The following is a 23,041-nucleotide window of genomic DNA, read 5'->3' as shown; positions in this document are numbered from 1 at the left end:
AGGCGTCAGGCTTATTTGATATCGATAACAGATAACGTGCTTGGTGCATCGGCGGTTGTGTTGACCATTTTTGGCGAGTCGAAAACCGCGTCGAAGTTGGTTGCGATGACCTGTTTTCCTCTGACGATGACTTCTGCTGGGGCATCCAATTGTCCGTCTTTTCCGTCAGTGTCTCCGTTTTTAGCCAGTTCTACTGTGTTTCCTTGAGAGTCGACACTGTATACCGCGTTGGCAAATAAATCCGCAACATAGAGTTTGTTGGTGCGTTTGTCCCATGCCATGCCATCGGTGGCAATAAAGCCTTTGGCGAACAAGGTGGTCGTGAGTTTATTGTTGTCTTTGTCCATGGCGGTTTTGAAAATAGTGCCGTCTTCCATGATCCCAGTGTACAAATTGCCTTTCTCGTCGATGGCTAACCCATTGGCGCCAAATTTCAATGACGCATCAGAATGAAACACTTCAAATAAGTACGGATTTGAAGTGTTTTATCATAAGGCAACACTTTTGCTGGGTGCGTCGCGTCTAATTGTTGCAAGTTAATTTTATACACACCGCTGAGCTGTTTGCCGTTTTCAAGCGTTTCTGACAGCACTGTGTCTGAGACAAAAAGGTCATTGCCTCGCCATGCTAGGGCATTAGGAAACATGAACCCTGTAGCGACGACTTGAACCTTGACGACCTCGCCTTTGTCTAGGGTGAGTTTTAATACGCGAGACTTGTACTTACCGTTGTTGAACCACAGCTGCAGGTCGGCAACATAGAGATTGCCATCAGGGCCAAACGCGATGCCCATGGGGGCGATTTTGCCTGTGCTGGCTTCTAGGTCGGCTTGTTGGAAGGTATACCAAGCAGAAAACTTACCTTGCTTGTCCACTTTACCAATGGCCGGCATCGCGGGTTTGTCGAGCAGGCCATCTTGCATGAAGGTCTCGTTGTGAAAGTTTGGCGACGTAAAATAGATATTTTCCTCTTTGTCTAGGGCCATACTGGCGGGAGAGTTAACGCTATTGGGAAGCGTCACCAAGAGTCTTGCCTGCGCAGAATAGGCCGTTATAGAGGAGAGCAAAAAGACAATCGTAAGCAGGTAATGTTTAATCTTCATCAGAGAATCCATTTAAGTGAGTGAGTCAGGCTAAGGTAGGGGAAATTGGGCTAGGGGTTAATAGCCTAAAGACAGGAATCACTTTATATAAATTACATATAATCTAATGGAAAACGCGGTTTTATATCTTTAAATCGATAGAGCGAGAAGAGGAGGCGTCAAAGGTGGAGCCTGATTCCAGCGAGTGGATGGAATCAGGTTTATGATTAAAAGTCGTAAGTGGCGGTTAGATAAACACGGCGGCGTTCGCCGACGTAGGAACCAATGGTTTCGGTGAAGCCACTGACGGCGTATTTTTTATCAAATAAGTTCTTGATGTTGGCTTGGAACTTCCAGTCTTCCCATACGGTTTGCCAAGACGCATCGTAAACGGTGTAGGATTTGACGGTTTGATTGTCGCGGTTTTTTTGAGTGCTGACGTAATCCGCGCCAAAACCAATGGAAGAGGTTATGCTCGGGAAGTCATATCGAGTCCATACCCCAAGCTGATGGTGCGGCATGTTGGCTTCGTAACGATAGGCGTCGTCTGTATCGGTCACTTTGACGTCGTTATAGGCGTAACTGATGTTGGCCAGCCAGCGCTTGGTAATGTCGATTAAAGCATCGGCTTCAAAACCTTGGCTGCGGATTTTACCAATGGCAATGTTGTAATCATCGTCATCAGGGTCTTCTGCAAGCATGTTTTTGCGCTCAATATGGTACACCGCAAGATTCAGGTTTAAGCGGTTGTTAAACAAGTAAGTGCGCACACCAAGTTCGTATTGCTGGCTTTCTTCTGGGTCAAATAAGCTGCCGTCTTCAGAAGTTTGTTGATCAGAAGCGCTTTGTGGTGAAAAGCCCGTTGAATAAGACACATAAGGTTTTAGGTAACGGTTCAGATCGTAGGTCGCACCAAAGCGAGTGGAATACCCCACATCGTTATAAGACGCTTCCGTATCTCCTTTGTGATCGGTGTAATCTTCTTGCATGTAATCAAGGCGACCGCTACCCAATAAGCTCAGTTTATCCGTGACTTTCCACTGGTCTTGAATAAAGGCGCCTACCTGATTCAACTCTGTGGTTTGGTCTTTCGACAAGCTCATGGTGTAGTCACTCACGTCGTCGTCGTAAACAGGGTTCGTTAGGCTAAGGTTTGAGACGCCAGCACTTTCTCCTGTGGCTTTATAATAGACATAATCTTCTTTGTTGTAGTAGTAATCTGCGCCCGTTACCAAGGTGTGTTTGCCCAATTCGGAAACAAAGTACGAGGAGACATTCAGCCCTTTATTGTTCCAAACTTGATCGCGGTATTCTCGGGTAGCGGTATCCGCAACGCCATCAGAATCTGTATCCGATAAGCTTTTTAGCTCATGATAATTTTGTGTTTCTGTGTTTTCGAAATAACGTATGCTGGTGTGATTGCTTAACCAGCTATTGATTTCATGGTCTAAGGTTGCTTGGAAAACATCGGCTTTTAATTCCTGATAATCCGAAGGCTCATTGTTATTCCATGAGGTGTCTGCTAGGAAGTTACCGTCGTCATCGGTAGGAATACCGCGTAAACGGGCACCATCGATATGTTGATAGATATGGGTATATTGTAGTGTGAGGGTCGAATCTTCATCGAGGTCCCAGGCGTAGCCAAGGTCAATGTTTTCGTTTTCTTCTTCGACATTATTGCGGTAAGAGTTTTCTCCACTTGAGTAAATGCCGACACGATAACGTTGTGAACCCGACTCATTGGCTGGGCCTGACGACTCAACGCTGCCGCTTAAGAAGTCTTTGTTACCAGCGCTCACCTCGAGTGTATTTTTCTGCTCATAAGTCGGTTTTTTGGTCACGTAGTTAATTGTGCCGCCGGAATCCCCTGCGCCATATAGAGCGCCAGAAGGGCCTTTTAACACCTGAACTTCTTGGATGGTGAACAGTTGAGGGATAGAAAACCCTTTATAAGGGTCGCCTTTCATGCCATCGTAGAGTACTTCGTCTTGGGCAAAGCCACGCATGGTGACCGTTGAAAAATTGTTATAGGAGACGCCTGAGATAGAGCGATAAAGATCACTAATTTGGTTGGCTGCTTGGTCTTCGATCAGCTCTTTGGGCAACACTTGAATGGATTGCGGGGTTTCATCAATGGGCGTGCTGGTGCGAGTGCCTAGTGTTGATTCGTCTTCTTTGTAAAGCGACAGAGCGCGCCCTTTGACTGCGAGAGCATCTAGTTCAATTGGCGCTGAGTCGTTTGTTGTGGATGTGACTTCAACTTGTTCTGACCGATCCGTGGTGTGGTCTTCTACATTAGAGTCTGCGATAACGCCGGCGGAAAAGACAAGCGCTCCATATGCTTGCATCATCGTTAGCGTGGTTTTCAAATTCATAGCTGGGCCAAGGGTAAGTAAGTAAGACGCGCATAATAGTGTTTTTGATAATCATTTTCAATTGAGTTTTTTCTGAAAGTTTACACTTTTTTGCGGATGTCTTCTTTTTTGGCCAAAAAAGGCAATGTGTTGGTCAACATCATTGCCTTGTGTGTCATTGAACGTTTTGTTGGTCAGTTGCCTGACAATAATGCACGCTAAGCGGACGCCGTCTTTTGTTCGGTGACGGTTTTAAGGTAATTTACGATTGTGTCTTTAAGCTGAAGGCGGCGTTTTTTAAACTCCTCTTCTTCGGCGGTGCTAGTAAGGACAATTTCTTTTTCCATTTTTTCAACTTCTTCCGTGATGAAGTTGTACTCATCAAACAGCTTCTTAAAATGCGCATCGGTCATTTTAAGGTGATGAATGTCTTCTTTAAACTCTGGTAATTCATTGACCAGTGTGTGGTTTTCGATCGGCATAATATTCTCCTTATGTATTTCTTATTACTAGATTACGTGAGAGAGCCAAGGAAGCGCTTGATGTGTGTCAAACTTTGTCTGTCTAGCTTGCTGCCATGCCGATGGCTCGAGCATTTAAATCCTTGTATTCAGACTCGCATTAAGATGACGTCTTGTTCGTGCGAGCCATACACTAAGGTATGAGGGAGTATGGGCGTAAATCAATAGCGTGAAGATTTGCTGCGAAGGGTTTTAGTATTTGGCGCTGAGTTTTACCGAATGTTGACGGCTTAGATCATAAAAAAGGCCAATTCATTATAATGAATTGGCCTTTAACGCGTGCTTTTTGTCGTTAGAAGTTGAGCTCAATACGCGGTTGGCTTTTTTTCGAGAAGTCCAATTCTGGCGAGCAAATAAACAAGCGTGCAGAGTCAATATCCTGCGACACCAAGTAATCCTTTAAGTGGTTTGCTCTTTCTTCTGCAATAAGGTTGGCTTGGTGCCTTGCTTGGTCGTCAATGGTTGCTGGTGGTTGCTCAAGGCCTAGATCCACATAGCTGGCAATACCACAAATCTTCAGTTCACTTTGCTTTTTGTCTTTGAGCAGGGCGACCAATTGTTTTAAGAAGACGTCTTGTTGGTCTTCGATAGTGGTTTCTTTTGCTTGGTAGATCAATGGTTTCACACGTATTTTTAGCAATTGATCACTGGCGAATTGCGCCACTGTGATGACGTTGGCGTAAGGCACAAAGGTTTGCAGCAGGTAGCTGCTTGAAGCTTGGAATAAGGCTTTTTTCACTGGTATAAAGAGGAAGTCGCTCCAGCCAAAAGAAGGGCTATCAATGTTGCCTGATAAAGGAATATCTAGGTCGATGTTGTTATTGCTGTCTTTGAGAGCGCCGACCGCTATGTTCAAAGGAATCACCCCAGCCTTAATGGCGGAGCCGCTTTCGTAGGTGCCACCAAGGTCAAATTGTTTTAACACCAGATGGCTCTTACCACTTAGCTCGCCTTGTTGTGAGTCCAACTTCAAATCTAGGTTCAGTTGCCCAGAATCAATTTGATACCCCAATACGTTCGCTATATAAGGGGAATAGGGAGGCAATTCGGCTTGGGATACTGTTAACTCGCTTTGCATGGTTAGCTCATCGGCCAGAGGCCAAATTGTTAGGTCGCCGTTGAGTTTGGTGTATTTGCCATTTTTCACTTCAAGGGCAAGTGTTGTCGCTTGTTTTTTGTCTTTTGTATTGAGGTTTCTAAGCGATAACTTGGTGATCTCGAGTGTGCGCTTTAGTGGCGGTTTGACGCCATTGTCCTCCAAATGAACGCTAGAGGTGCCCGTAAGGTCAAAAGCACCGAGAATCACGTAGTAAGGCGCCTTGAAAGCAGGATCTTGGGCTGCGCCAGGCGTTTTCTCAAGTGTGTTGTTCGCGTCTTTTTCTTTTGGTGCTGAGGTTTTCGGCACAGTGGCATCAGGCGGTGTTTGCTGGTTAGCATCAATAAAGACTAGGTTGCTGATACGGCGTTCTTTGTCCATCAGCACATTACTGACTAGATTTTTAGTGAGCACGCTTTTTATCTGAGCGCCATCTTGATTGGCGTTGACTTGGTTTACTTCTAGATGGCTTAACGTTGCCAGTGGCGGCTGCTTTTTACCTTTATTGATAGGCTCAGAGACCACCAAGTTGTTAATAATAAACTGCTGCAAAGTAGCGGCGAAATCATTGCCTTGCTGTGTGATATCTAAATTAGTCAGATTAGCACTGTCCCACGCTGCCGCGCGCTTTTCAGGGGTGAGTTGGCTGTCCATGGCGTTACTTAGCAGGTTGATGCCTGTGCCGGTTAGGTTCGGCGCTTTGTCACCGTCTAAGTCTATATTAAGCTGTTTTGCCGTCAGTTGCGTGTTGCCTAAGGTCGAGTGAATGGTGTCCTTTTTGGCAACATCTAGGTGGCCAATGGCTAAGTCAAATTGGCTGTTTTGGATGGCAATGCTTTGTTTGTTTTGGGTCGCAGTGAGCGAATTGCTCCAATTGAGCGTCTGATATGCCAGCTTATTGTCCGCCTGTTGTGCGGCTAATCCGCTACTTGACACCTTGCTGTTGAGCGCTAAAGACACCTGTTCGTCTGATGTTTGTTTTGCGCTGAGATTCGACAGCTCAATGCCGGTATGGTCGTTGTCGAGCAGTAACGAGGTTAACGCGAGCGATAGGCCCGTGACAGAGAAATCACTTTTCGGGGTGCTGGCGGTGATGCCTTCTGCTGTTTTGTTGATTTCAAACGGCAGCGCTAAAGACGCACTCTTGATCGCGGCGGTTTGTTCTTCAGGTAGTTGTGCGTTGAGATCACTGAGTTTGATTAACAAATGGCTGGTTAACTGAAGGGTTGTGGCGTCATCTTGGGCTTGAGCAACCAAGTCATCCAGGGTGAGTTGAAGCTTGCCAACTTGTGCTTGATTGCCATCTTGTTGGATGTTGACGCCTTGTAGGCGAATGTCTGTCTGCTGGCTTTTTAGATCGTTGATGTTTTGTTGGCGCTTAAGGGTCAGTGCGGAGCTTAGATCCAAGCTTTGATATTCTGTGCTGTTCTCGTCTTGAGTAAACGCACTGTCTTGGCTAGACAGGGTTACCTTCCCCGATGCGGAGATGGCGTTGTCTGTGTTGTAAGTCGCAGAGACATCAGCAAGGTCCAGTGTCGTGTTTTTGGTGCTGACGGACATCTTGTCTTGAAGCGGCAGTGCAAGGTCATCCGCACGGATAGTCAGTGTCGATTTATGCAACGAAAAAGAGGACGATTGGGCGTTGGAAAGAATCGACAGCGCCAGTTTTCCGTCCAATGAAATCACACCGCTGCCTTGCTGATAAGGCGCAGGTACAAAGTGCGCAAAGTCTTTCAGAGGGAGACGGTTCTTACCCAGTGTTAGATCCACTGTCGCAGTATTCGGGTTGTAGTCGAAGCGACTGCTCAGTCTAAACTGCGCGCTATTGAGTAACGCGTTGAGTTCTAGTTTACCTTGCCAATCAAGCCCTTGTCCGGCGAGGTCGTCAATGGCCACATTGTTAATGGTGAGTGTGTCTTTTGTTGGGCTGCTTTGCTCAGCTAATTGACGTGTTAGATGCACGGCGCTGTTGGTAAAGCGAAAACGTGGCACATTGATTGACCATGGGGATGCCTTGTCGGTGTCTTCTTCTTTTGCCTTCTCTGTTGTCTCTTCTGGTGTTGTTTGCTGATATTGAGATAGATCGATACCGGCCACAAACCATTGATCTTTTTGTTGTTTTATATCGAGGATAAGGCCATCAATGTCGGCGTCGGTGACATGGATGTTTTTGGTAAACAAGGGGAAAACTTCAATGCCAACAGACAGCTTATTCAGGGCCAGTGTCTGTTGTTCACCCGCCATCACGTTAAGTTCTTTTAAGGTGATCTTAGGTGGAAAGAAGTCTACCGACAGGCTAGACACACTGGCTTCTTCACCTTGTTCTGCAAAGTATTTGACCAGGTAGTGCTTGCCGATGATTGGCGTCAGCAGCCAGGTGACAAAAATAACAATGAATAGGCTGATGCTTGGAATGATAAGATAATTACGCCAAGGTTTTTTCATAGTATTTTGCCTGTTTACCCGCGGTTATGTTGTGTTTTAGGTGGATTTCTCTGGGTCTGGTCGTGTTGGCATACGCAGCAGATAGATGCTCACAGCCAACCCTATAATGATTAAACAAAGCGTTGCCCAGAACCGTCCTACAATAATGATAGATATTGTCATGCCAAGCCACATAAATAGTATGGCTCGGTTTCTCGTGCGTTTGGGGATGCCATCGGAAGACTGCCAATCACGAAGTATTGGGCCGAAGTATTTGTGCTCAATCAGCCAAGTATGAAAACGCTCAGAGGATTTTGAAAAGCACCATGCGGCAAGCAGCACGAGAGGGGTGGTGGGTAACAAAGGAAGAAAAATCCCTATGATGCCAGTGATGAGCGAAAACCAGCCTAAAATAATGAAAAAAATTCGTTTTCCTTGCATATCATCGCCCATGATTGTGCGTCACGTTGAAAATTATTCTAACGTTGCTTTGGCTGCTAATGCTAGTCGCTTTGCACTTTACTGACTAGACGTAACAAATTGTTGAGGTAAAGCCGTCAAACGGGGTCGGCTGAGCCAGGATCCCGATTGACGCTTAAAGAAAAGATATTTTGCGTTATTTGCCCGCGTTAAAAATCGCCTCCATGGACTCTTCCATTTCAGGCTCAACGAGGGGCCAACCGCCTAAACGTTTCAAGCGATTTACCATTTCACAAAATAATTCTGCGGTTTTTTCCGTGTCGTATTTTGCTGAATGCGCTTCTGCATTACTGAACGGAATCGCCGCCGCTTCACAGGCTTTTGCCAACACGGTTTGACCGAATACCAAGCCGGCTAGGCTGGCAGTGTCAAAACTGGAGAAGGGGTGGAATGGGTTGCGCTTTATGTCCGCACGTTCAATGGCCGCATTTAAAAAGCCATGATCGAAAGCAGCGTTGTGACCCACTAGAATAGCGCGTTTACAACCAACCGATTTTAATTCTTTGCGTACTTTAGTGAAGATTTGCGTGATAGCATCACTTTCTTCAATGTGCGCTCTTTCTGGATCAAATGGGTCTATACCGGTAAAATCCAAGGCGGCTTTTTCTAGGTTTGCGCCTTCAAAAGGTTTGACCAGAAACTCCAAGGTTTCGTGAATAAAAAGGTCGCCATTTTCATCCATTCTGAGGATGCTCGCGGCGATTTCTAGTAATGCATCGGTTTTTTGATTAAAGCCTGCGGTTTCTACGTCGATAACAATCGGTAGGAAGCCGCGGAATCGATCTTTGATTTCATGGTTTGACAAAAGAAGGTCCTTAATTCTGCCACTTGCTCAGGAATGACTAGGTAGATAGGATCGGATGATAACACAATTGATAATGCTTGAACGAGATCTCTAAATGGGAATTACCCAACAACTGATAATTCGTAGTTTTTTTGTCTTAGGGACTCTTTTGCCTGTTAGTCAGGCGAGTGCATTGACCCATTACCAGTCGGATATAACGGATTCAAAGTGGCTTTTATCAGGGAATATTTTTTCCTGCAGTTTGACGCATCCGGTGCCTAACTATGGGGAAGGGCATTTTATCAAAGAAGCCGGTGAGCCGATGAAGTTTGTGCTCAAGCCAGAAAATGAAAAGCTAGGTCCAGGTCAGGTCTATATTATTTCTCAAGCTCCTAACTGGTCGCCTGGTATCAAGCCAGAGACGCTCGATATATTGCCTTACCCAGGTTATGGTCTAACGGTGGAAGTCGGAGGACGCGTTGCAGAAAAAATGCTCACCAGCTTGGATCGAGGGCGACAGCCTGCGGTGGCTGGTACTGCTTGGGAAAATCGACGGGAAACCGTTGAGGTGAGTTTATCGAATATTAATTTTGCGCCTGCTTATAATGAATTTCGCCGTTGTTTGTCGTCCTTGTTGCCGGTGAATTATGATCAAATTGCGCGAACGGCGGCCTTGTTTCCGATTGGTCATGCGGACTTAACCGAGGGTACAAAGCGACGTTTAGATTTGGTGGCGCTGTATGTGTCCAATGACCCAACAGTGCAATACATTTATATTGACGGTCACTCGGATAATATAGGATCGCGTCGTGATAACCGTGAGCTGTCCAAGGAAAGAGCCGAAAAGGTCACCGCCTATTTGCTGAAAAAAGGCGTGCCCGTGGATAAGATCATTTCACGTTATCATGGGGATCGTTATCCTGCAGTAAGCAACAATTCGGCTAAAGGTCGGGACCGAAATCGACGTGTCACAATTCGTTTAGAAAAAATCAATGACAGCTAAGAGCAAGGCTTGACGCTAGCCACAATCCGTATAAATACCAGAAAGCCCCTGTAATCATGCAATTATCCTCATGGTTAGGGGCTTTTTGCTTGCTATGAAAGGGGCGAAATCTTAAACTAAACGCCCCTTTTTTTAATTTATTTGCGCCGCCATGTACTGGGTTTAAAGTATTGGTGTGGGAGCGCGATCTCGTTGAGGAGAATAGAGATAATGTCTGACGTGAAGAAGGTAGTGCTTGCCTATTCTGGCGGCCTGGATACTTCCGTAATCGTGAAGTGGCTTCAAGAAGAGTATAATTGTGAAGTGGTTACCTTTACCGCTGATTTGGGTCAGGGTGAAGAAGTTGAACCAGCTCGCGCGAAAGCTCAAGCGTTGGGTATTAAGGAAATCTACATCGAAGATTTACGCGAAGAGTTTGTCCGCGACTTCGTATTCCCAATGTTCCGCGCTAACACTATTTATGAAGGCGAATACCTACTAGGTACGTCTATCGCTCGTCCTTTGATTGCGAAACGTTTGATCGAAATCGCAAACGAAACCGGTGCTGATGCCATTTCACACGGCGCAACCGGTAAAGGTAACGACCAAGTACGTTTTGAGTTGGGTGCTTACGCGCTAAAACCAGGCGTTAAAGTGATCGCTCCTTGGCGTGAATGGGATCTTACGTCCCGTGAAACCTTGATGGCGTACTGTGAAAAACACAAAATCCCAGTTGATTTCTCAACTAAGAAGAAAAAATCACCTTACTCTATGGATGCCAACTTACTGCACATCTCTTTTGAAGGTGACCAGTTAGAAGATCCGTGGACTGAGCCAGAAGACGACATGTGGCGTTGGTCTGTGTCTCCAGAAGACGCGCCAAACGAAGCGACATACATCGAAATCGGTTACGAAAAAGGCGACCCAGTTTCTATTAACGGTGAAGCCATGTCACCAGCGACTATCTTGGAAACATTGAACAAGATTGGTGGCGCGAATGGTATTGGCCGTGTTGATATCGTAGAAAACCGTTTTGTTGGTATGAAAGCGCGTGGTTGTTACGAAACACCTGGCGGCACCATCATGATGAAGGCGCATCGCGCGATTGAATCTATCACCTTGGATCGTGAAGCGATGCATTTGAAAGATGAGATGATGCCGCGTTACGCAAAAATCATCTACAACGGTTTTTGGTGGTCAGAAGAGCGTCGTATGATGCAAGCCTTGATCGATACATCACAAGAGCACGTTAGCGGTACTGTTCGTCTTAAGCTTTACAAAGGCAACATTACAGTGGTTGGTCGTCAATCTCCAAACAGCTTGTTCGATAGCTCTATTGCGACTTTCGAAGACGATGCGGGTGCTTACGATCAAAAAGACGCAGCAGGCTTCATCAAATTGAATGCTTTGCGCATGCGCATTGCCGCTCAAAAAGGCCGTGGCTTTTTAGATAAAAAGTAACAGCGTCCTTTTTCTAAAAAACGCCTCATTTTTAACCAGATGAGGCGTTTTTTTTATCTTTTCATCGAAGTTTTTACAATCGGTCAGATATTTTTCTATTTGAATAAACGAAAAAAAATGTTTTGATTAACGATTGGTTTTTCATGCTGTCGTTTTCATTCTGCATCGATAGCGAGTGTATTCTTGAGTGCGTTGTCGCCGCTAAGTATGGGGTGTGGGCGTTATCTTAAAAGAAGAGTAATTATGACAATTTATAACTTTGGTTCGATTAATTTAGATCACCTTTATCAGGTGGATCATTTCGTGCGTCCTGGTGAAACCATGGCATCGAAAAGCTATCAGTGTTTATTGGGTGGAAAAGGTGCGAACCAATCCGTCGCTTTGGCCAAAGCAGGAGCAGAGGTAAAGCACGTAGGGGCGATACATCACAGTGATCAAGCGGTATTGGATCAATTGTCTGTCTTGGGTGTGGACACCAAGCTCATTGCGACACTGGATGTTCCTACCGGCCACGCCATTATTCAGTTAAATGCAGAAGCAGAAAACGCCATCATACTGTTTCAAGGTGCTAACCACGCATTGACGTCAGAGCAGGTTGATGACGTGCTAACCCAAGCCAACGCTGGAGATTGGGTGTTGTTGCAAAACGAAACCAATCAAATCGAATACACCATGAAGCAAGCGCAGGCTCATGGACTAAAAGTGGCGTTTAACCCAGCGCCAATGGACGCAGAATTGACCAAAAAAGTATTGCCATCGGTTGATCTACTGATTGTGAATGAAGTGGAAGCCATGGACCTTCTTGGCGTCTGTGATATTGAAACCGCAAGCCAAACCCTGCCCACAGCCTACCCAGACTTATCCGTATTGATGACCTTGGGCAAAGCGGGAGTGCGGTATTTTCCAAAGCAAGAAGCGGGTCAGCGAATGGAGAGCCTTTTTGTCGAGGCCTTTTCGGTGGAAGCGGTAGACACCACGGCGGCAGGGGATACCTTTATTGGTTATTGCTTGTCTTCATTAATGAATAACGAAGACATGACAGTCGCACTAAAGCGTGCCTGTGCGGCCTCTGCGCTTTGTGTGACCAAAATGGGTGCGGCATCCGCCATTCCAAGCAGTGCCGACGTTACAGAATTTTTAGCCAAACAGGCTTAGTTTATAAAGAGGAAGTCGAATATGGCTCGTAAAATTATTATTGATACAGATCCCGGCATTGATGATGCTATGGCGATCTTTTTTGCCTTTCAAGCACCACAATTAGATGTGCTGGGGTTGACCACAACCTTTGGTAATGTGCCGGTTGAATTGGCGACACAAAATGCCATTACCTTGACCGAAATTGCGAAAGTTGATGTGCCCGTTGCACAAGGCGTTGCCGTTCCGTTTACGATTGCGCCACGCCCACACCCAGACTTCGTTCATGGTGCAGATGGCTTTGGTAACATTAATTGGCCTGCGCCAAAGGGCAAAGCGATTGATAAAAGCGCGGCTCAGTTTATTGTCGATACGGTACGAGCCTACCCAGGTGAAGTGACCATTATTGCCTTGGGGCCGTTGGGTAACCTTGCCAAAGCGCTAGAGCTTGATCCAGAAGTGGCGAATCTTGTCGACGAAGTGATTCTAATGGGCGGCACTGCCATTGAATACGGCAATGTGTCCCCCGTTGCTGAAGCCAATATTATGAATGACCCACACGCCGCAGACGCTGTCTTTACCGCGGCTTGGCAAGTGACCATGATAGGCCTTGATGTCACGCACCAAGTGTTGCTTGATAACACTGTGTTAGAGCGTATTAAACAGGCGAACCCAGAAGAAGGGGGGTTCCTTTACGATTGTGCTCAGCATTACATTAATTTCTACAGCAGCCGTTTTGATATGAATGGCTGTTATTTCCACGATGCTTCAACCATCGCTTACGCTATGGACCCAAGCATTTTTGGGGTTGAATTAGGGGCCGTGCGAGTGGCGTGTGAAGGCATTGGTATTGGCCAAACTATTTTTGCGCCACAAGGGATGACGTTTCCAGAACCGCATTGGAACGATGTGCCAATGACGCAAGTCTGCATGGAAGTAGACAGCGACCGCCTACTGACGTTATTTGAAACAACACTTTCTTAATTCAGGTGTTTTAAGAATAAGAAAAAGGCATGGGAAGCCCTTCTCGTGCCTTTTTTATTGCTCGCTCTTCTCTCTGGCGTGTTAACCTTGCGTCATTGAAAGACAGATTACATAAAGATGAGAAACCTATGAAAATTTTAGTACGAAACCTAGCGCGTAACACCACAGAAGAAGAACTGCATAAACTATTTTCTGCCCACGGTACCTTGCAATCTTGTACCTTGGTGATGGACAAAGAAACGGGCGAATCGAAAGGTTTTGCGTTTATTGAAATGCCAAAAGTAGGCGAAGTAAAAGTGGCGATTAAAGCGCTTAATGGCATCGACCTAGACGGCAACAAAATCCGCGTGAAAAAAGCCGAAGATAAAGTCGCAGACGAAAAAGTAGAAAAGTAATTTTTGCTGTTCAATGACTCGCCCAGTCACTGTGCATGAGCCACTGTGCATGAGCCACTGTGCATGATGCGCTATGACTGAGTGAAATGTGATTACCCGTTGTCCTGGGTAATCACATTGTCTTGTCCTATTCGTGCGCTGCCACGAACGTTTTGATAAAGCTGAGGTCTTTTTCTGAGATCGAGTGAAATTGCAGCTTGATGTAGTGTTTATTGTGTTCGTTGAACACGTCCAAAATAGGGTCCCCTAAGATTTTTACTAGGGCGGTGTTTCCTTCGTGTATTGCATTCAATTCCAACTTTACCATCTTAGAGCCTTGTAGCCCTGAAGGTGCTTCCACTTCAATAGTCTGTGCTGAAATATGTGTGCAATGAATGGGCATGGCTAAGCCATTGGTTAAATACAGAGTACCAGACCAAAAGCAGCGAACGTAAGCGAGTGTTTTCATTGTTGTCTCTTATCCATTTCAGATAGCGCCAAATGAACGATTCAGTGCGGGCTATTATAGAGAAAACAAGCGTTTCAAACAGGGAGTATGCTAGAAAAATTGATAAAAGTCGGCTTTTTGTACGGTGTCTTTATGTGAAGAGGGCAGAGAATTAAGTGAGAACGCTTCATTGATGTGATAGGTCATCAATAAAGCGCTCTATTGAGAGGTTAGTGTTGCTCTTTGAGAGAGTCACCTAGGGCGTTAATCAAACTGTCCATTTCCGATTTATCCGTCGTGAAAGGTGGCGCCAGTTGAATGGTGTCGGCCCCGTAACGAACATAATAGCCTTTATCCCACATGGACATGGCGATTTGGAAAGGGCGCTTAGCGGGTTCATTATCGACAGCTGCTATGGTGATGCCAGCCGCGAAACCATAGTTACGAATGTCGGTAATAATCGGGCTAGCGTCTTTTAGCTGGTGCACACACTCTTCCCACGTCGGGCTCATTTCTTTGACGCGTTCAATCAGGTTTTGCTGTTGGATTTCTTCAAGTGAGGCCAAGCCAGCAGCACAGGCAATAGGGTGAGCTGAATAGGTGTAGCCGTGAGGCACTTCTAGCATATAGTCGGCGCCGCCATTGTCCATGAAGGTGTCGTAGATTTCTTGCCTAAAGACCGCCGCCCCCATTGGAATAACGCCGTTGGTGACTTGTTTGGCGAGCGTAATCACGTCGGGAGTGACGTTAAAGGCTTCCGCTCCGGTTTTTGCGCCCATGCGGCCAAAGCCGGTGATCACTTCGTCAAAAATCAAGAGGATGTCGTGCTGGTCACAAATTTCACGCAATCGCTGTAAGTAGCCTTGAGGCGGTACAATCACGCCCGCTGAGCCTGACATAGGTTCTACTATTACCGCCGCGATATTCGAAGCATCGTGCATGGTGATTAGGTTAATAAGGTCTTCGGCGCGCTCTTTGCCTTGCTCTGCCATGCCTTTGGTGAATTCAGTGCCAGGGACTTGGGTGTGTGGCAAGTGATAGGATTCCAAGCCTTGTCCATACAGAGTGCGGTTGGCAGGGATGCCACCTACACTAAAACCAGAAACGCTGGCGCCATGATAGCCTTTGGCGCGGCCGATGAATTTCACCTTGGTGCCTTTGCCTTTTTTACGCCAATAAGCACGAGCAATCTTGAGGGCGGTGTCCACAGATTCTGAGCCTGAGCCTGTGAAGAAGACTCGATTCAGACCTTTTGGCATAAATTGAGTGATCTTTTCAGCCAGCTCAAACGACTTTTCATGGCCGTATTGAAACGCGGGTGAGTAATCCAGAGTTTTGACTTGATTGGCGACGGCTTCATTGATGGCAGGAACGCTATGACCTAAACCGCATGTCCATAACCCTGATAGCCCGTCAAAAATTTTGCGGCCGTCTAGGTCAGTATAATATCTGCCTTCGGCCGAGACGATGAGTCGAGGGTCTGCTTTAAATTGACGATTGCCTGAGTAGGCCATCCAATGGGCATCAAGCTGAGCTTGGGTGAGTCGGGTTTTCGCGATATGGCTCATGGCAATCCTCTCTTAATTGGGTAAATAACAGATCAATAAGAAGAGAATGCCGCTAAGGAAAGTTTTAATAAATTTGATGTTCATTAATCATACTTTAGCGTTTAGTTAACTAAAGTAATCAAAGATTAAGGCTGCTAGTCCGAGGTTTTTTCTTTGAATTCGCATAGGTCTTCGATAATGCAGGCGTTGCATTTCGGTTTTCTGGCCACGCAAATATAACGGCCGTGAAGAATCATCCAGTGATGAGCGTCGAGTAGAAATTCCTTAGGCACAAATTTCAGCAGTTTCTGCTCAACTTCTAATACGTTTTTTCCGGGGGCAACCTTGGTGCGATTGCTAAAGCGAAAAATATGCGTGTCTACGGCCATGGCGATTTGTCGAAAAGCGGTGTTGAGTACCACGTTCGCGGTTTTGCGGCCAACGCCAGGTAGGGCTTCTAAGGCTTCTCGTGTGTCGGGGACGACACTGTTGTGCTGCTCGACCAAGATGCGGCAGGTTTTGATCGCATTTTCGGCCTTAGCGTTAAACAGGCCTATGGTTTTGATGTAGCTTTTTAAACCCTCTACCCCAAGCGCCAGCATGGCTTCTGGGGTGTTTGCCACTGGAAAAAGCTTACGGGTGGCTTTGTTCACACTCACGTCGGTCGCTTGTGCTGAAAACAACACGGCAATTAAGAGTTCAAAAGGCGAACTGTATTCCAGCTCCGTCACGGGATGTGGGTTTTCTGCCCGTAGGCGAGAAAATATCTCGTAGCGTTTCTCTTTGTTCACGGTTCGCCTCTGTCGTTATAAAATATATGCGTTCAATCTCGTATTAAGAGGCCGTTTGACCTGTCACTCGAACACGTTTGGATTCTGCTGGTCCCTGTTGGGCTTTTTGCGCCGCTAAACGTTTCTTCTCGCGCTCATCCATGTAGTTTTTAAAGGCGATAAGAATGCCAAGACCAATAAAGGCACCAGGCGGTAGCATAGCAAACAACACATTGGGGTAATCACTAAATACCACTATTTTCCAATGTAGAGCCATGTCGCCAAACAGTAATTGCATGTCAGAGAATAGGGTGCCTTGTCCGATTAGTTCTCGCATGCCGCCAAGCACCACAAGAATAAAGGTAAAGCCAAGCCCCATCATCATGCCATCGAGCGCGGAAGGCAGCACAGGGTTGCGGCTCGCAAAGGCGTCTGCACGACCAAGAATGGCACAGTTGGTGACGATCAGAGGGATGAAAATCCCTAAGATTTGATACAGCTCATAAGTGTAAGCCTGCATGATTAATTCAATACAGGTGGTAAATGAGGCAATGATCATCACAAACGCTGGTAAGCGTACTGCGTCCGCTACGTAGTTTCGAATCAAAGAAACCGCGACATTAGAACCGATCAAAACCACCATGGTCGCTAAGCCAAGGCCTAGAGCATTGACCACAGTACTGGTGACCGCCAGCATAGGGCAAAGGCCGAGTAGCTGTACTAAAGCGGGGTTGTTCTTCCACAGCCCGTTGTAAATGATTTCAGAATAATTGGCGCTAGGAGGGGTGTCCTGCGTGGTTTCACTCGTTAATGTATCTTCTGCACTCATGACAATATCCTAACGCGCTAACAGCGAGTCTTTGTGTTTGTTAAAGTAAATAAGCGTGTGTCGTACACCTTTAACCACGGCGCGAGGCGTGATGGTTGCCCCTGTGAATTGATCAAAAACGCCACCGTCTTTTTTGACATTCCAACCAGCCAAATCAGGGTTGCCAATTGAGCGGTTGTTGAATTCTAAAATCCATTTGGATTTTTTCAAGTCGACTTTGTCGCCTAACCCTGGGGTTTCTTGCTGGCTAATGACTCGGGTGCCGGTTACAACGCCGTTTTTATCAATCGCGACTAATAAGCCTAAGCTGCCATTGTAACCGCCTGGGGCTATCGTATCGAAGATAATGGCGCTGACTTGGCCGTCTTTTCGAGCGATGTAAATCTTAGAAGGCTCAACACTGCCCAATAATGGATCGGCCGGAATCATGGCCGTGGATTGGGTTAGGTCATTGTCATACAGATCCGGTGGTAGGATCTCATTAAACGCAGCCACTTGAGCGGCAATCACATTGTCTTTAATGGTTTGCTCAGTGACCAAATGGATGGTGGCAATAAGCCCAGCGGTCAGCACCGCAAAAATACCTAGACCAAGACTGTTACGGCGAATGGAGGCAAGTAAATCCATTAGTTGTCCTCCCCGATTTTTAGGCCTTTTTTGGCTTTTTGATGGCCATAAGTCCGTGGTTGCGTGTAATAGTCGATCAAAGGGGCTGCGAAGTTCATTAATAAGACACCAAAAGCAACGCCGTCAGGGTAACCACCCCAAGTGCGAATGATATAAATAAGAATGCCTATACCGGCGCCATAAACCAATTTTCCGCGGTTACTGGTACAAGAAGACACAGGGTCCGTGGCGATAAAGAAGGCACCAAACATGGCCGCACCTGTGGTTAGGTGGAACAATGGGGTTGCCGCATGGCTTGGGTCGATAAGGTAAAAAGCGCCCGCAATCGCCGCTAAGGCGGCTAATAATGCGACCGGAGTGTGCCACGTAATAACGCGTAGCCACAGCAGCATAAGGCCACCCAACAGGTAAGCGCCATTGATCCATAGCCAGCTGTTTAAGCTTGCGGTTTGCAACGCATCTATGGTGTTAAATGCCGCGGCACTGCTGAGTTCATTCTTGTGCTTAAAGCCATCAAGTGGCGTTGCCATTGTGTAGCTATCAATGTTCGGCAAGTGCTGAAAAATAGCCTGTAGGCTTTGAGTAAAGGTCGGAATGGCGCCAGATGCGAGCAACTCGTGAGCCCCGACCCATTGGGTCATTGGCACAGGAAAGGACACCAGTACAATGGCGTAACCTACCATGGCCGGATTGAAAGGGTTGTTGCCCAAACCGCCATACAGTTGCTTGGCAAAAATAATCGCAAAAGCGACGGCGGTTACTGTCACCCACCATGCCACTGTAGGAGGCAGTGCAATGCCGAGTAACACCGCGGTTAATAGGGCGCTGTAATCCTTAAGGAAAAAGGCCACGGCGCGTCGGCGCACTGATAAAATCAAAGCTTCGGACAATAAAGCGGCGATGCCGGCAATCACGATATTGATAATGGTGCCCCAGCCAAATAGCCAGGTTTGCGCGGCGATCCCAGGGACAGTCGCGAGTATCACCATCAACATGACCCAAGAAGTGCGTCGCCCTGCGCGTTGTGTGTGTGGGGATGTAACCCTCAATAATGCCATCTAACGATTCTCTTGCGTGTTATCTTGCGAAGGAGTGACCTGAGCCAATTGTAATTGAGTCAATTGGGCTTCGGCGTCTTGTTGCTTTTGCTTGGCAGCGGTGATTTCAAGTTGAATGCTGTCAGCGTCTTGTGGTGAGTCGGCTAAGCGTTTGGTCAACTTGTTGATTTGCGCTTTTGCCAATGCCGCCGCAATCTTTTGTTTTTTGATTTGTTCCGCTTTAAGGGCGGCCTCATCCGGCGCAGCCGTAGTGGATTCTGCGTTGTTTGGCGTGGCGGCAGGTGACTCACCCTTGGCTTCTAAATCGGCCAACTTAGCACGTGCTACACTCAGTTTGTCAGGTAAGCCTGAAGCCTCAATTTGAGCTTGGTCCTGGCCCTGCTCTTGCAGAACTAAGATGCCTTTTTCGGCTTTTTTCACCGCCGCTTTGGCGATTGCCAGATCAATTTTACGTTGCTTGTCTGCATTCGCCTGCTGGCTTGGTGCTGGTGCACTGGAGGCCGTTGGTGTCGCAGAGGGCGCCGTGGTATTTGGATTGGCCAAGGCTTTTTCAAGGTCGTCTGCGCGTTGTTGTGCGTCTTTAAGCTGCTGACGAATGGTGTTCAGTTCTGGGGAGTTTAAGTCCTCGGCTTTTTTCAGCGCTTTTTCCACTTTTTTCACCGCCGCTTTGGCGATGGCGGTGTCGATTTTGAGTTTTTTAAGCTCGTCACCGGCATTGGCCGCAGCAGGTTGTGCCGCTGGTGCTTGGTCGGTCAGCGTCGCTAAGCGTGCTTGCGCGTCGTTCAGCTCTTTTTCAAAGCCTGCAACCTTGGCTTGTAACTCGGCGTCATCTGGCGATTCAGCCAGTTGTTTTTGTGTTTTCTTCAGCTTCACACCCAATAGCGCGACGTCTACTTTGGCTTTTTTCAGTTCATCGCTGACGGCGGCTTTTGGCGCAGCACTGGTTGCAGCTGTGCTGCTGGCTGGCGCGTCGGCAGACAGTTTGCTGAGTCGAGCTTGTGCGTCGGCCAGTTCTTTCTCAAAGCCTGCAACCTTGGCTTGTAACTCGGCGTCATCTGGCGATTCGGCCAGTTGTTTTTGAGCCTTCTTCAGTTTGGTGCCGCTCAGTGCAACATCCACCTTGGCCTTTTTAAGTTCGTCGCTGGCAGGGGCTTTAGGCGTAGGCGCTGGTGCCGATGCGACCGCGTTAGCCAATTGCTCTTCTAGCAAGGCAACGGCTTTTTCTTGCGCGCTGGTTTGCAGTTGCAGGGTGTTAATTTCTTCTGTGTGTTCGTTTTCTTGTGCTTCAAGGAGCTGCTTTTGCAGTTTCTTCAGCTTGGTTTTGGCGATCGCTAGGTCAATCTTCAGCTTCTTGCTGTCGTCTCCAGCCGGGGTGGCTGTTGTTGCGGCAGCAGCAGGCGCGGCTTTAGGGGCGACTTTTTTCGTCTCAGACGATTTGCTGGCAGAGGCTTTTTGACGAGCCAGACGCTTCGCTTCTTTTTCTGCGGCTTCGGCATCTTGGCGAGCTTTGCGAGCTTCAAAACGTTGCTTCGCTAAGTCGGATTTCACCGCTGCTTCACGAGCTTCGCGGATGCTGCTCTTAGTATGGCGATAGTACTGAACCAGTGGGATGCTGCTTGGGCAAACATAGGAACAAGCGCCACATTCAATGCAGTCGAACAGATTATAGTGTTCTGCTTTTTCAAGCTCTTGGCTTTTGCTGAACCAAAGTAATTGCTGAGGCAATAGGCTAGCGGGGCACGCTTGTTCACACATGCCGCAGCGAATGCAGGCTTGCTCTGGAGCAGGTTGTGGTAACTCTTTTTTGCTGGCCGCCAACACACAGTTACTGGTTTTAACAATGGGCACGTTGGCCGAGTCAAGGGTGAACCCCATCATAGGGCCGCCCATAACCAGTCGTTTGAGTTTTTTGCTGTCGTTTTCGGCGTAATTCAAAAGATGCTGAATGGGGGTGCCAAGTAACACTTCAACGTTTTGTGGTGCTTTTAGCGCGTCACCGGTGAGTGTGGTGAAACGAGAAATCAACGGCTGGCCTAGGTGAATCGCATCGTGTACAGCGACACAGGTGCCGACGTTTTGGCACAATATGCCAATGTCTGCAGGGTATTGGCCGCTTGGTACTTCTTTGCCTGTGAGCAGTTGAATAAGCTGTTTTTCACCGCCAGAAGGGTATTTGGTTGGCACAACCGCGACTTTAATGTTGCTAAGGCGATCGCTTAATACCTTGTTTAAGGCTGCAATGGCAGTGGGTTTGTTGTCTTCAATGCCAATAATAACTTGTTCCGCTTCAACAAGGTGTTGCAGCGCTTCAATGCCGAGCACTAGCTCGATGGTTTTCTCGCGGATCAGCATGTCATCGGCAGTGATGTAAGGTTCGCATTCTGCCGCATTGATAATAAAGTGAGTGAGTGGGTGCTTATGGGCACCTTGTAATTTCACTTGGGTTGGGAAGCCCGCGCCACCCATGCCAACAATGCCCATTTCTGCTAAATAGGCTAACACATCGGTTTTGCTTAGGGTGTTCCAATCTTGCAGTGGGGTGAGAGTGCTCCATTTTTCTTCGCCGTCTGGGGCGATGACAATGCAAACGTCGCTCAAACCTGAAGGGTGTGCGATAGGGCGTTCTTCGATTGCCTTGATCGTGCCAGAAGTAGGGGCGTGTAAAAAACTGCTCAAAAAGCCATTGTTAATGGCAATGGTTTGGCCTTTAAGTACCTTGTCGCCAATATTGACCAATGGACGTGAGCTTTGGCCAATGTGTTGCCCAAGCGGCAAGACCAGTTCTGTTGGTAGGCTCGGGCGGCCAAGAGGCAGTCGCAATGATTGTGTTTTGTTTTCCGGTGGGTGAATGCCACCATGAAAGGAAAAGACGCTCGCAGTTTGCATTAGTGCACGACCTCCGCTTGGCGGTCAGTCGCAATGATGCTACCAGGTTGCGCGGCAATGCCTTGGGGTTTTTCCCAAGACCATGTTCTTGAGGTAACGCCTACTTCTACCATATCAATACAATCTACAGGGCAAGGTTCTACACATAAGTCACAGCCAGTGCATTCGTCAGCAATCACGGTATGCATCTGTTTTGCGGCACCTAGAATGGCGTCGACAGGACACGCTTGAATGCACTTTGTGCAGCCAATGCATTCGTCTTCGCGGATGACAGCAACGCGTTTCGCGGTTTCGGTGCCGTGGTCGCCATCCAGAGGAATCGCTTCGACATCCAATAAGTCCGCCAGCGCTTGAATAGTCGCTTGGCCACCAGGCGGGCAATGGTTGATGGCTTCACCATTGGAAATGGCTTCAGCATATGGACGACAGCCCGGATGACCACATTGGCCGCACTGGGTTTGCGGCAAGATGGCGTCGATTTGGTCCACGATAGGGTCGCCTTCCACGTGGAAACGCACATTGGCGTAACCTAGGATGGCACCGAAGATTAACGATAGGACCAATAAGATCCCGACAGCAACTAAGACAGTCAGCATAATGGCTCCTAAATTTGCACTAGGCCAGTAAAGCCCATGAAGGCTAACGCCATCAGGCCAGCGGTAATCATACCTATGGCTGAGCCTTTGAATATGCCTGGTACGTCAGCGACATTAATACGCTCACGCATGGCGGAGAATAGGATCAACACAAAAGAGAAGCCTACGGCGGCGCCAAAGCCATATAAGATGGACTCTACAAAGCCATTTTGCTTGCTGGTATTTTGCAAGGCAACACCGAGAACCGCACAGTTTGTCGTGATCAAGGGCAAGAAAATCCCCAGCACGCGATACAGAATAGGGCTGGTTTTATGCACCACCATTTCGGTAAATTGAACCACCACAGCAATCACCAAAATGAAAGAGATGGTTTTCAAATATTCTAAGCCAAATGGCTGCAGAATATAGGTGTAAGTGAGATAACTACAAAGGCTAGAAAGCGTTAATACAAAGGTGGTGGCTAAGGCCATGCCGATCGATGTTTCTAGTTTGCTAGAGACGCCCATAAAGGGGCAGAGGCCTAAAAATTGTACCAATACGAAGTTGTTAACCAGTATGGTGCTGACCAGTATCAAGAGATAATCAGTCATCTCACGTCCAAAATA

The 23,041-nt window shown here is 47.3% G+C and carries 21 protein-coding genes; 5 read left to right on the top strand and 16 right to left on the bottom strand.

The features are described from left to right. Positions 1–11 precede the first annotated feature (11 nt). The 7 genes from ACIGBN_RS09390 to rnt all read right to left on the bottom strand — a co-directional run bounded on the left by ACIGBN_RS09390 (position 12) and on the right by rnt (position 8,761). Positions 12–458, bottom strand: coding sequence for a hypothetical protein (locus ACIGBN_RS09390; protein ID WP_396665037.1), 447 nt, complete (start codon positions 456–458; stop codon positions 12–14). After that, positions 434–1,102, bottom strand: a complete 669-nt coding sequence (locus tag ACIGBN_RS09385; RefSeq protein ID WP_396665035.1) for a hypothetical protein — start codon at positions 1,100–1,102, stop codon at positions 434–436. The genes ACIGBN_RS09390 and ACIGBN_RS09385 overlap by 25 nt, the downstream gene beginning before the upstream one ends. 206 nt (positions 1,103–1,308) lie before the next feature. Beyond that, on the bottom strand, positions 1,309–3,456 hold the full coding sequence (locus ACIGBN_RS09380; protein WP_396665033.1) for a TonB-dependent siderophore receptor: 2,148 nt from the start codon (positions 3,454–3,456) through the stop codon (positions 1,309–1,311). Positions 3,457–3,653: 197 nt separating this feature from the next. Then, positions 3,654–3,917, bottom strand: coding sequence for a YdcH family protein (locus tag ACIGBN_RS09375; protein WP_133001437.1), 264 nt, complete (start codon positions 3,915–3,917; stop codon positions 3,654–3,656). A gap of 331 nt (positions 3,918–4,248) precedes the next feature. Continuing rightward, entirely contained in the window at positions 4,249–7,497 is a 3,249-nt protein-coding gene (locus tag ACIGBN_RS09370; protein ID WP_396665032.1) for a DUF748 domain-containing protein, read from the bottom strand. A gap of 36 nt (positions 7,498–7,533) precedes the next feature. After that, a complete protein-coding gene (locus ACIGBN_RS09365; protein ID WP_133001435.1) occupies positions 7,534–7,917 on the bottom strand; it encodes a YbaN family protein in 384 nt (127 codons plus the stop codon). Positions 7,918–8,092: 175 nt separating this feature from the next. Further along, the gene (rnt, locus tag ACIGBN_RS09360) at positions 8,093–8,761 is read right to left on the bottom strand and encodes a ribonuclease T (protein WP_133001434.1); all 669 of its coding nucleotides are present in this window, start codon (positions 8,759–8,761) and stop codon (positions 8,093–8,095) included. A 94-nt stretch (positions 8,762–8,855) separates the two neighbouring features. Here rnt and ACIGBN_RS09355 point away from each other — a divergent pair, with 94 nt between their 5' ends. The 5 genes from ACIGBN_RS09355 (at position 8,856) to ACIGBN_RS09335 (ending at position 13,696) form a co-directional block, all read left to right on the top strand. Continuing rightward, positions 8,856–9,743 (top strand): OmpA family protein, encoded by an 888-nt coding sequence (locus ACIGBN_RS09355; RefSeq protein ID WP_396665029.1) that lies wholly within the window; start codon positions 8,856–8,858, stop codon positions 9,741–9,743. Positions 9,744–9,953: 210 nt separating this feature from the next. After that, positions 9,954–11,183, top strand: coding sequence for an argininosuccinate synthase (locus ACIGBN_RS09350; RefSeq protein ID WP_133001432.1), 1,230 nt, complete (start codon positions 9,954–9,956; stop codon positions 11,181–11,183). Positions 11,184–11,426: 243 nt separating this feature from the next. After that, the gene (locus ACIGBN_RS09345; protein ID WP_396665027.1) at positions 11,427–12,338 is read left to right on the top strand and encodes a ribokinase; all 912 of its coding nucleotides are present in this window, start codon (positions 11,427–11,429) and stop codon (positions 12,336–12,338) included. A 21-nt stretch (positions 12,339–12,359) separates the two neighbouring features. Further along, positions 12,360–13,301 carry a nucleoside hydrolase gene (locus ACIGBN_RS09340; RefSeq protein WP_133001430.1) on the top strand — a complete coding sequence of 314 codons (942 nt, stop codon included), beginning with the start codon at positions 12,360–12,362 and terminating at the stop codon, positions 13,299–13,301. Positions 13,302–13,429: 128 nt separating this feature from the next. Next, a complete protein-coding gene (locus tag ACIGBN_RS09335; protein WP_396665024.1) occupies positions 13,430–13,696 on the top strand; it encodes an RNA recognition motif domain-containing protein in 267 nt (88 codons plus the stop codon). A 127-nt stretch (positions 13,697–13,823) separates the two neighbouring features. On the opposite strand, the gene ACIGBN_RS09330 is transcribed toward ACIGBN_RS09335, so the two are convergent. The 9 genes from ACIGBN_RS09330 to rsxA all read right to left on the bottom strand — a co-directional run bounded on the left by ACIGBN_RS09330 (position 13,824) and on the right by rsxA (position 23,026). After that, positions 13,824–14,144: a hypothetical protein gene (locus tag ACIGBN_RS09330; protein WP_133001428.1), complete on the bottom strand. Its 321-nt coding sequence runs from the start codon at positions 14,142–14,144 to the stop codon at positions 13,824–13,826. Between the two features lie 209 nt (positions 14,145–14,353). Continuing rightward, positions 14,354–15,691 carry an aspartate aminotransferase family protein gene (locus ACIGBN_RS09325; protein ID WP_396665022.1) on the bottom strand — a complete coding sequence of 446 codons (1,338 nt, stop codon included), beginning with the start codon at positions 15,689–15,691 and terminating at the stop codon, positions 14,354–14,356. A 134-nt stretch (positions 15,692–15,825) separates the two neighbouring features. After that, on the bottom strand, positions 15,826–16,461 hold the full coding sequence (nth, locus tag ACIGBN_RS09320; RefSeq protein ID WP_133001426.1) for an endonuclease III: 636 nt from the start codon (positions 16,459–16,461) through the stop codon (positions 15,826–15,828). Positions 16,462–16,504: 43 nt separating this feature from the next. Beyond that, positions 16,505–17,269, bottom strand: coding sequence for an electron transport complex subunit E (locus ACIGBN_RS09315; RefSeq protein ID WP_133001425.1), 765 nt, complete (start codon positions 17,267–17,269; stop codon positions 16,505–16,507). 9 nt (positions 17,270–17,278) lie between these two features. Then, positions 17,279–17,896, bottom strand: a complete 618-nt coding sequence (gene rsxG, locus ACIGBN_RS09310) for an electron transport complex subunit RsxG (RefSeq protein WP_133001424.1) — start codon at positions 17,894–17,896, stop codon at positions 17,279–17,281. Next, a complete protein-coding gene (rsxD, locus tag ACIGBN_RS09305) occupies positions 17,896–18,954 on the bottom strand; it encodes an electron transport complex subunit RsxD (RefSeq protein ID WP_396665019.1) in 1,059 nt (352 codons plus the stop codon). The genes rsxG and rsxD overlap by 1 nt, the downstream gene beginning before the upstream one ends. Continuing rightward, positions 18,955–21,840 (bottom strand): electron transport complex subunit RsxC, encoded by a 2,886-nt coding sequence (gene rsxC / locus ACIGBN_RS09300; RefSeq protein WP_396665017.1) that lies wholly within the window; start codon positions 21,838–21,840, stop codon positions 18,955–18,957. Then, a complete protein-coding gene (gene rsxB / locus ACIGBN_RS09295; protein ID WP_133001421.1) occupies positions 21,840–22,436 on the bottom strand; it encodes an electron transport complex subunit RsxB in 597 nt (198 codons plus the stop codon). Before rsxB ends, rsxC begins: the two co-directional genes overlap by 1 nt. Positions 22,437–22,444: 8 nt before the next feature. Next, on the bottom strand, positions 22,445–23,026 hold the full coding sequence (rsxA, locus tag ACIGBN_RS09290; RefSeq protein ID WP_133001420.1) for an electron transport complex subunit RsxA: 582 nt from the start codon (positions 23,024–23,026) through the stop codon (positions 22,445–22,447). Positions 23,027–23,041 lie beyond the last annotated feature (15 nt).

It is taken from the genome of Marinomonas sp. NPDC078689, assembly GCF_044542435.1.
In the GTDB taxonomy this organism is placed as follows: Bacteria; Pseudomonadota; Gammaproteobacteria; order Pseudomonadales; family Marinomonadaceae; genus Marinomonas; species Marinomonas arenicola.
The sequence above is the reverse complement of the archived record's forward strand: the minus strand, read 5'-3'. Positions and strand labels throughout refer to the sequence as shown.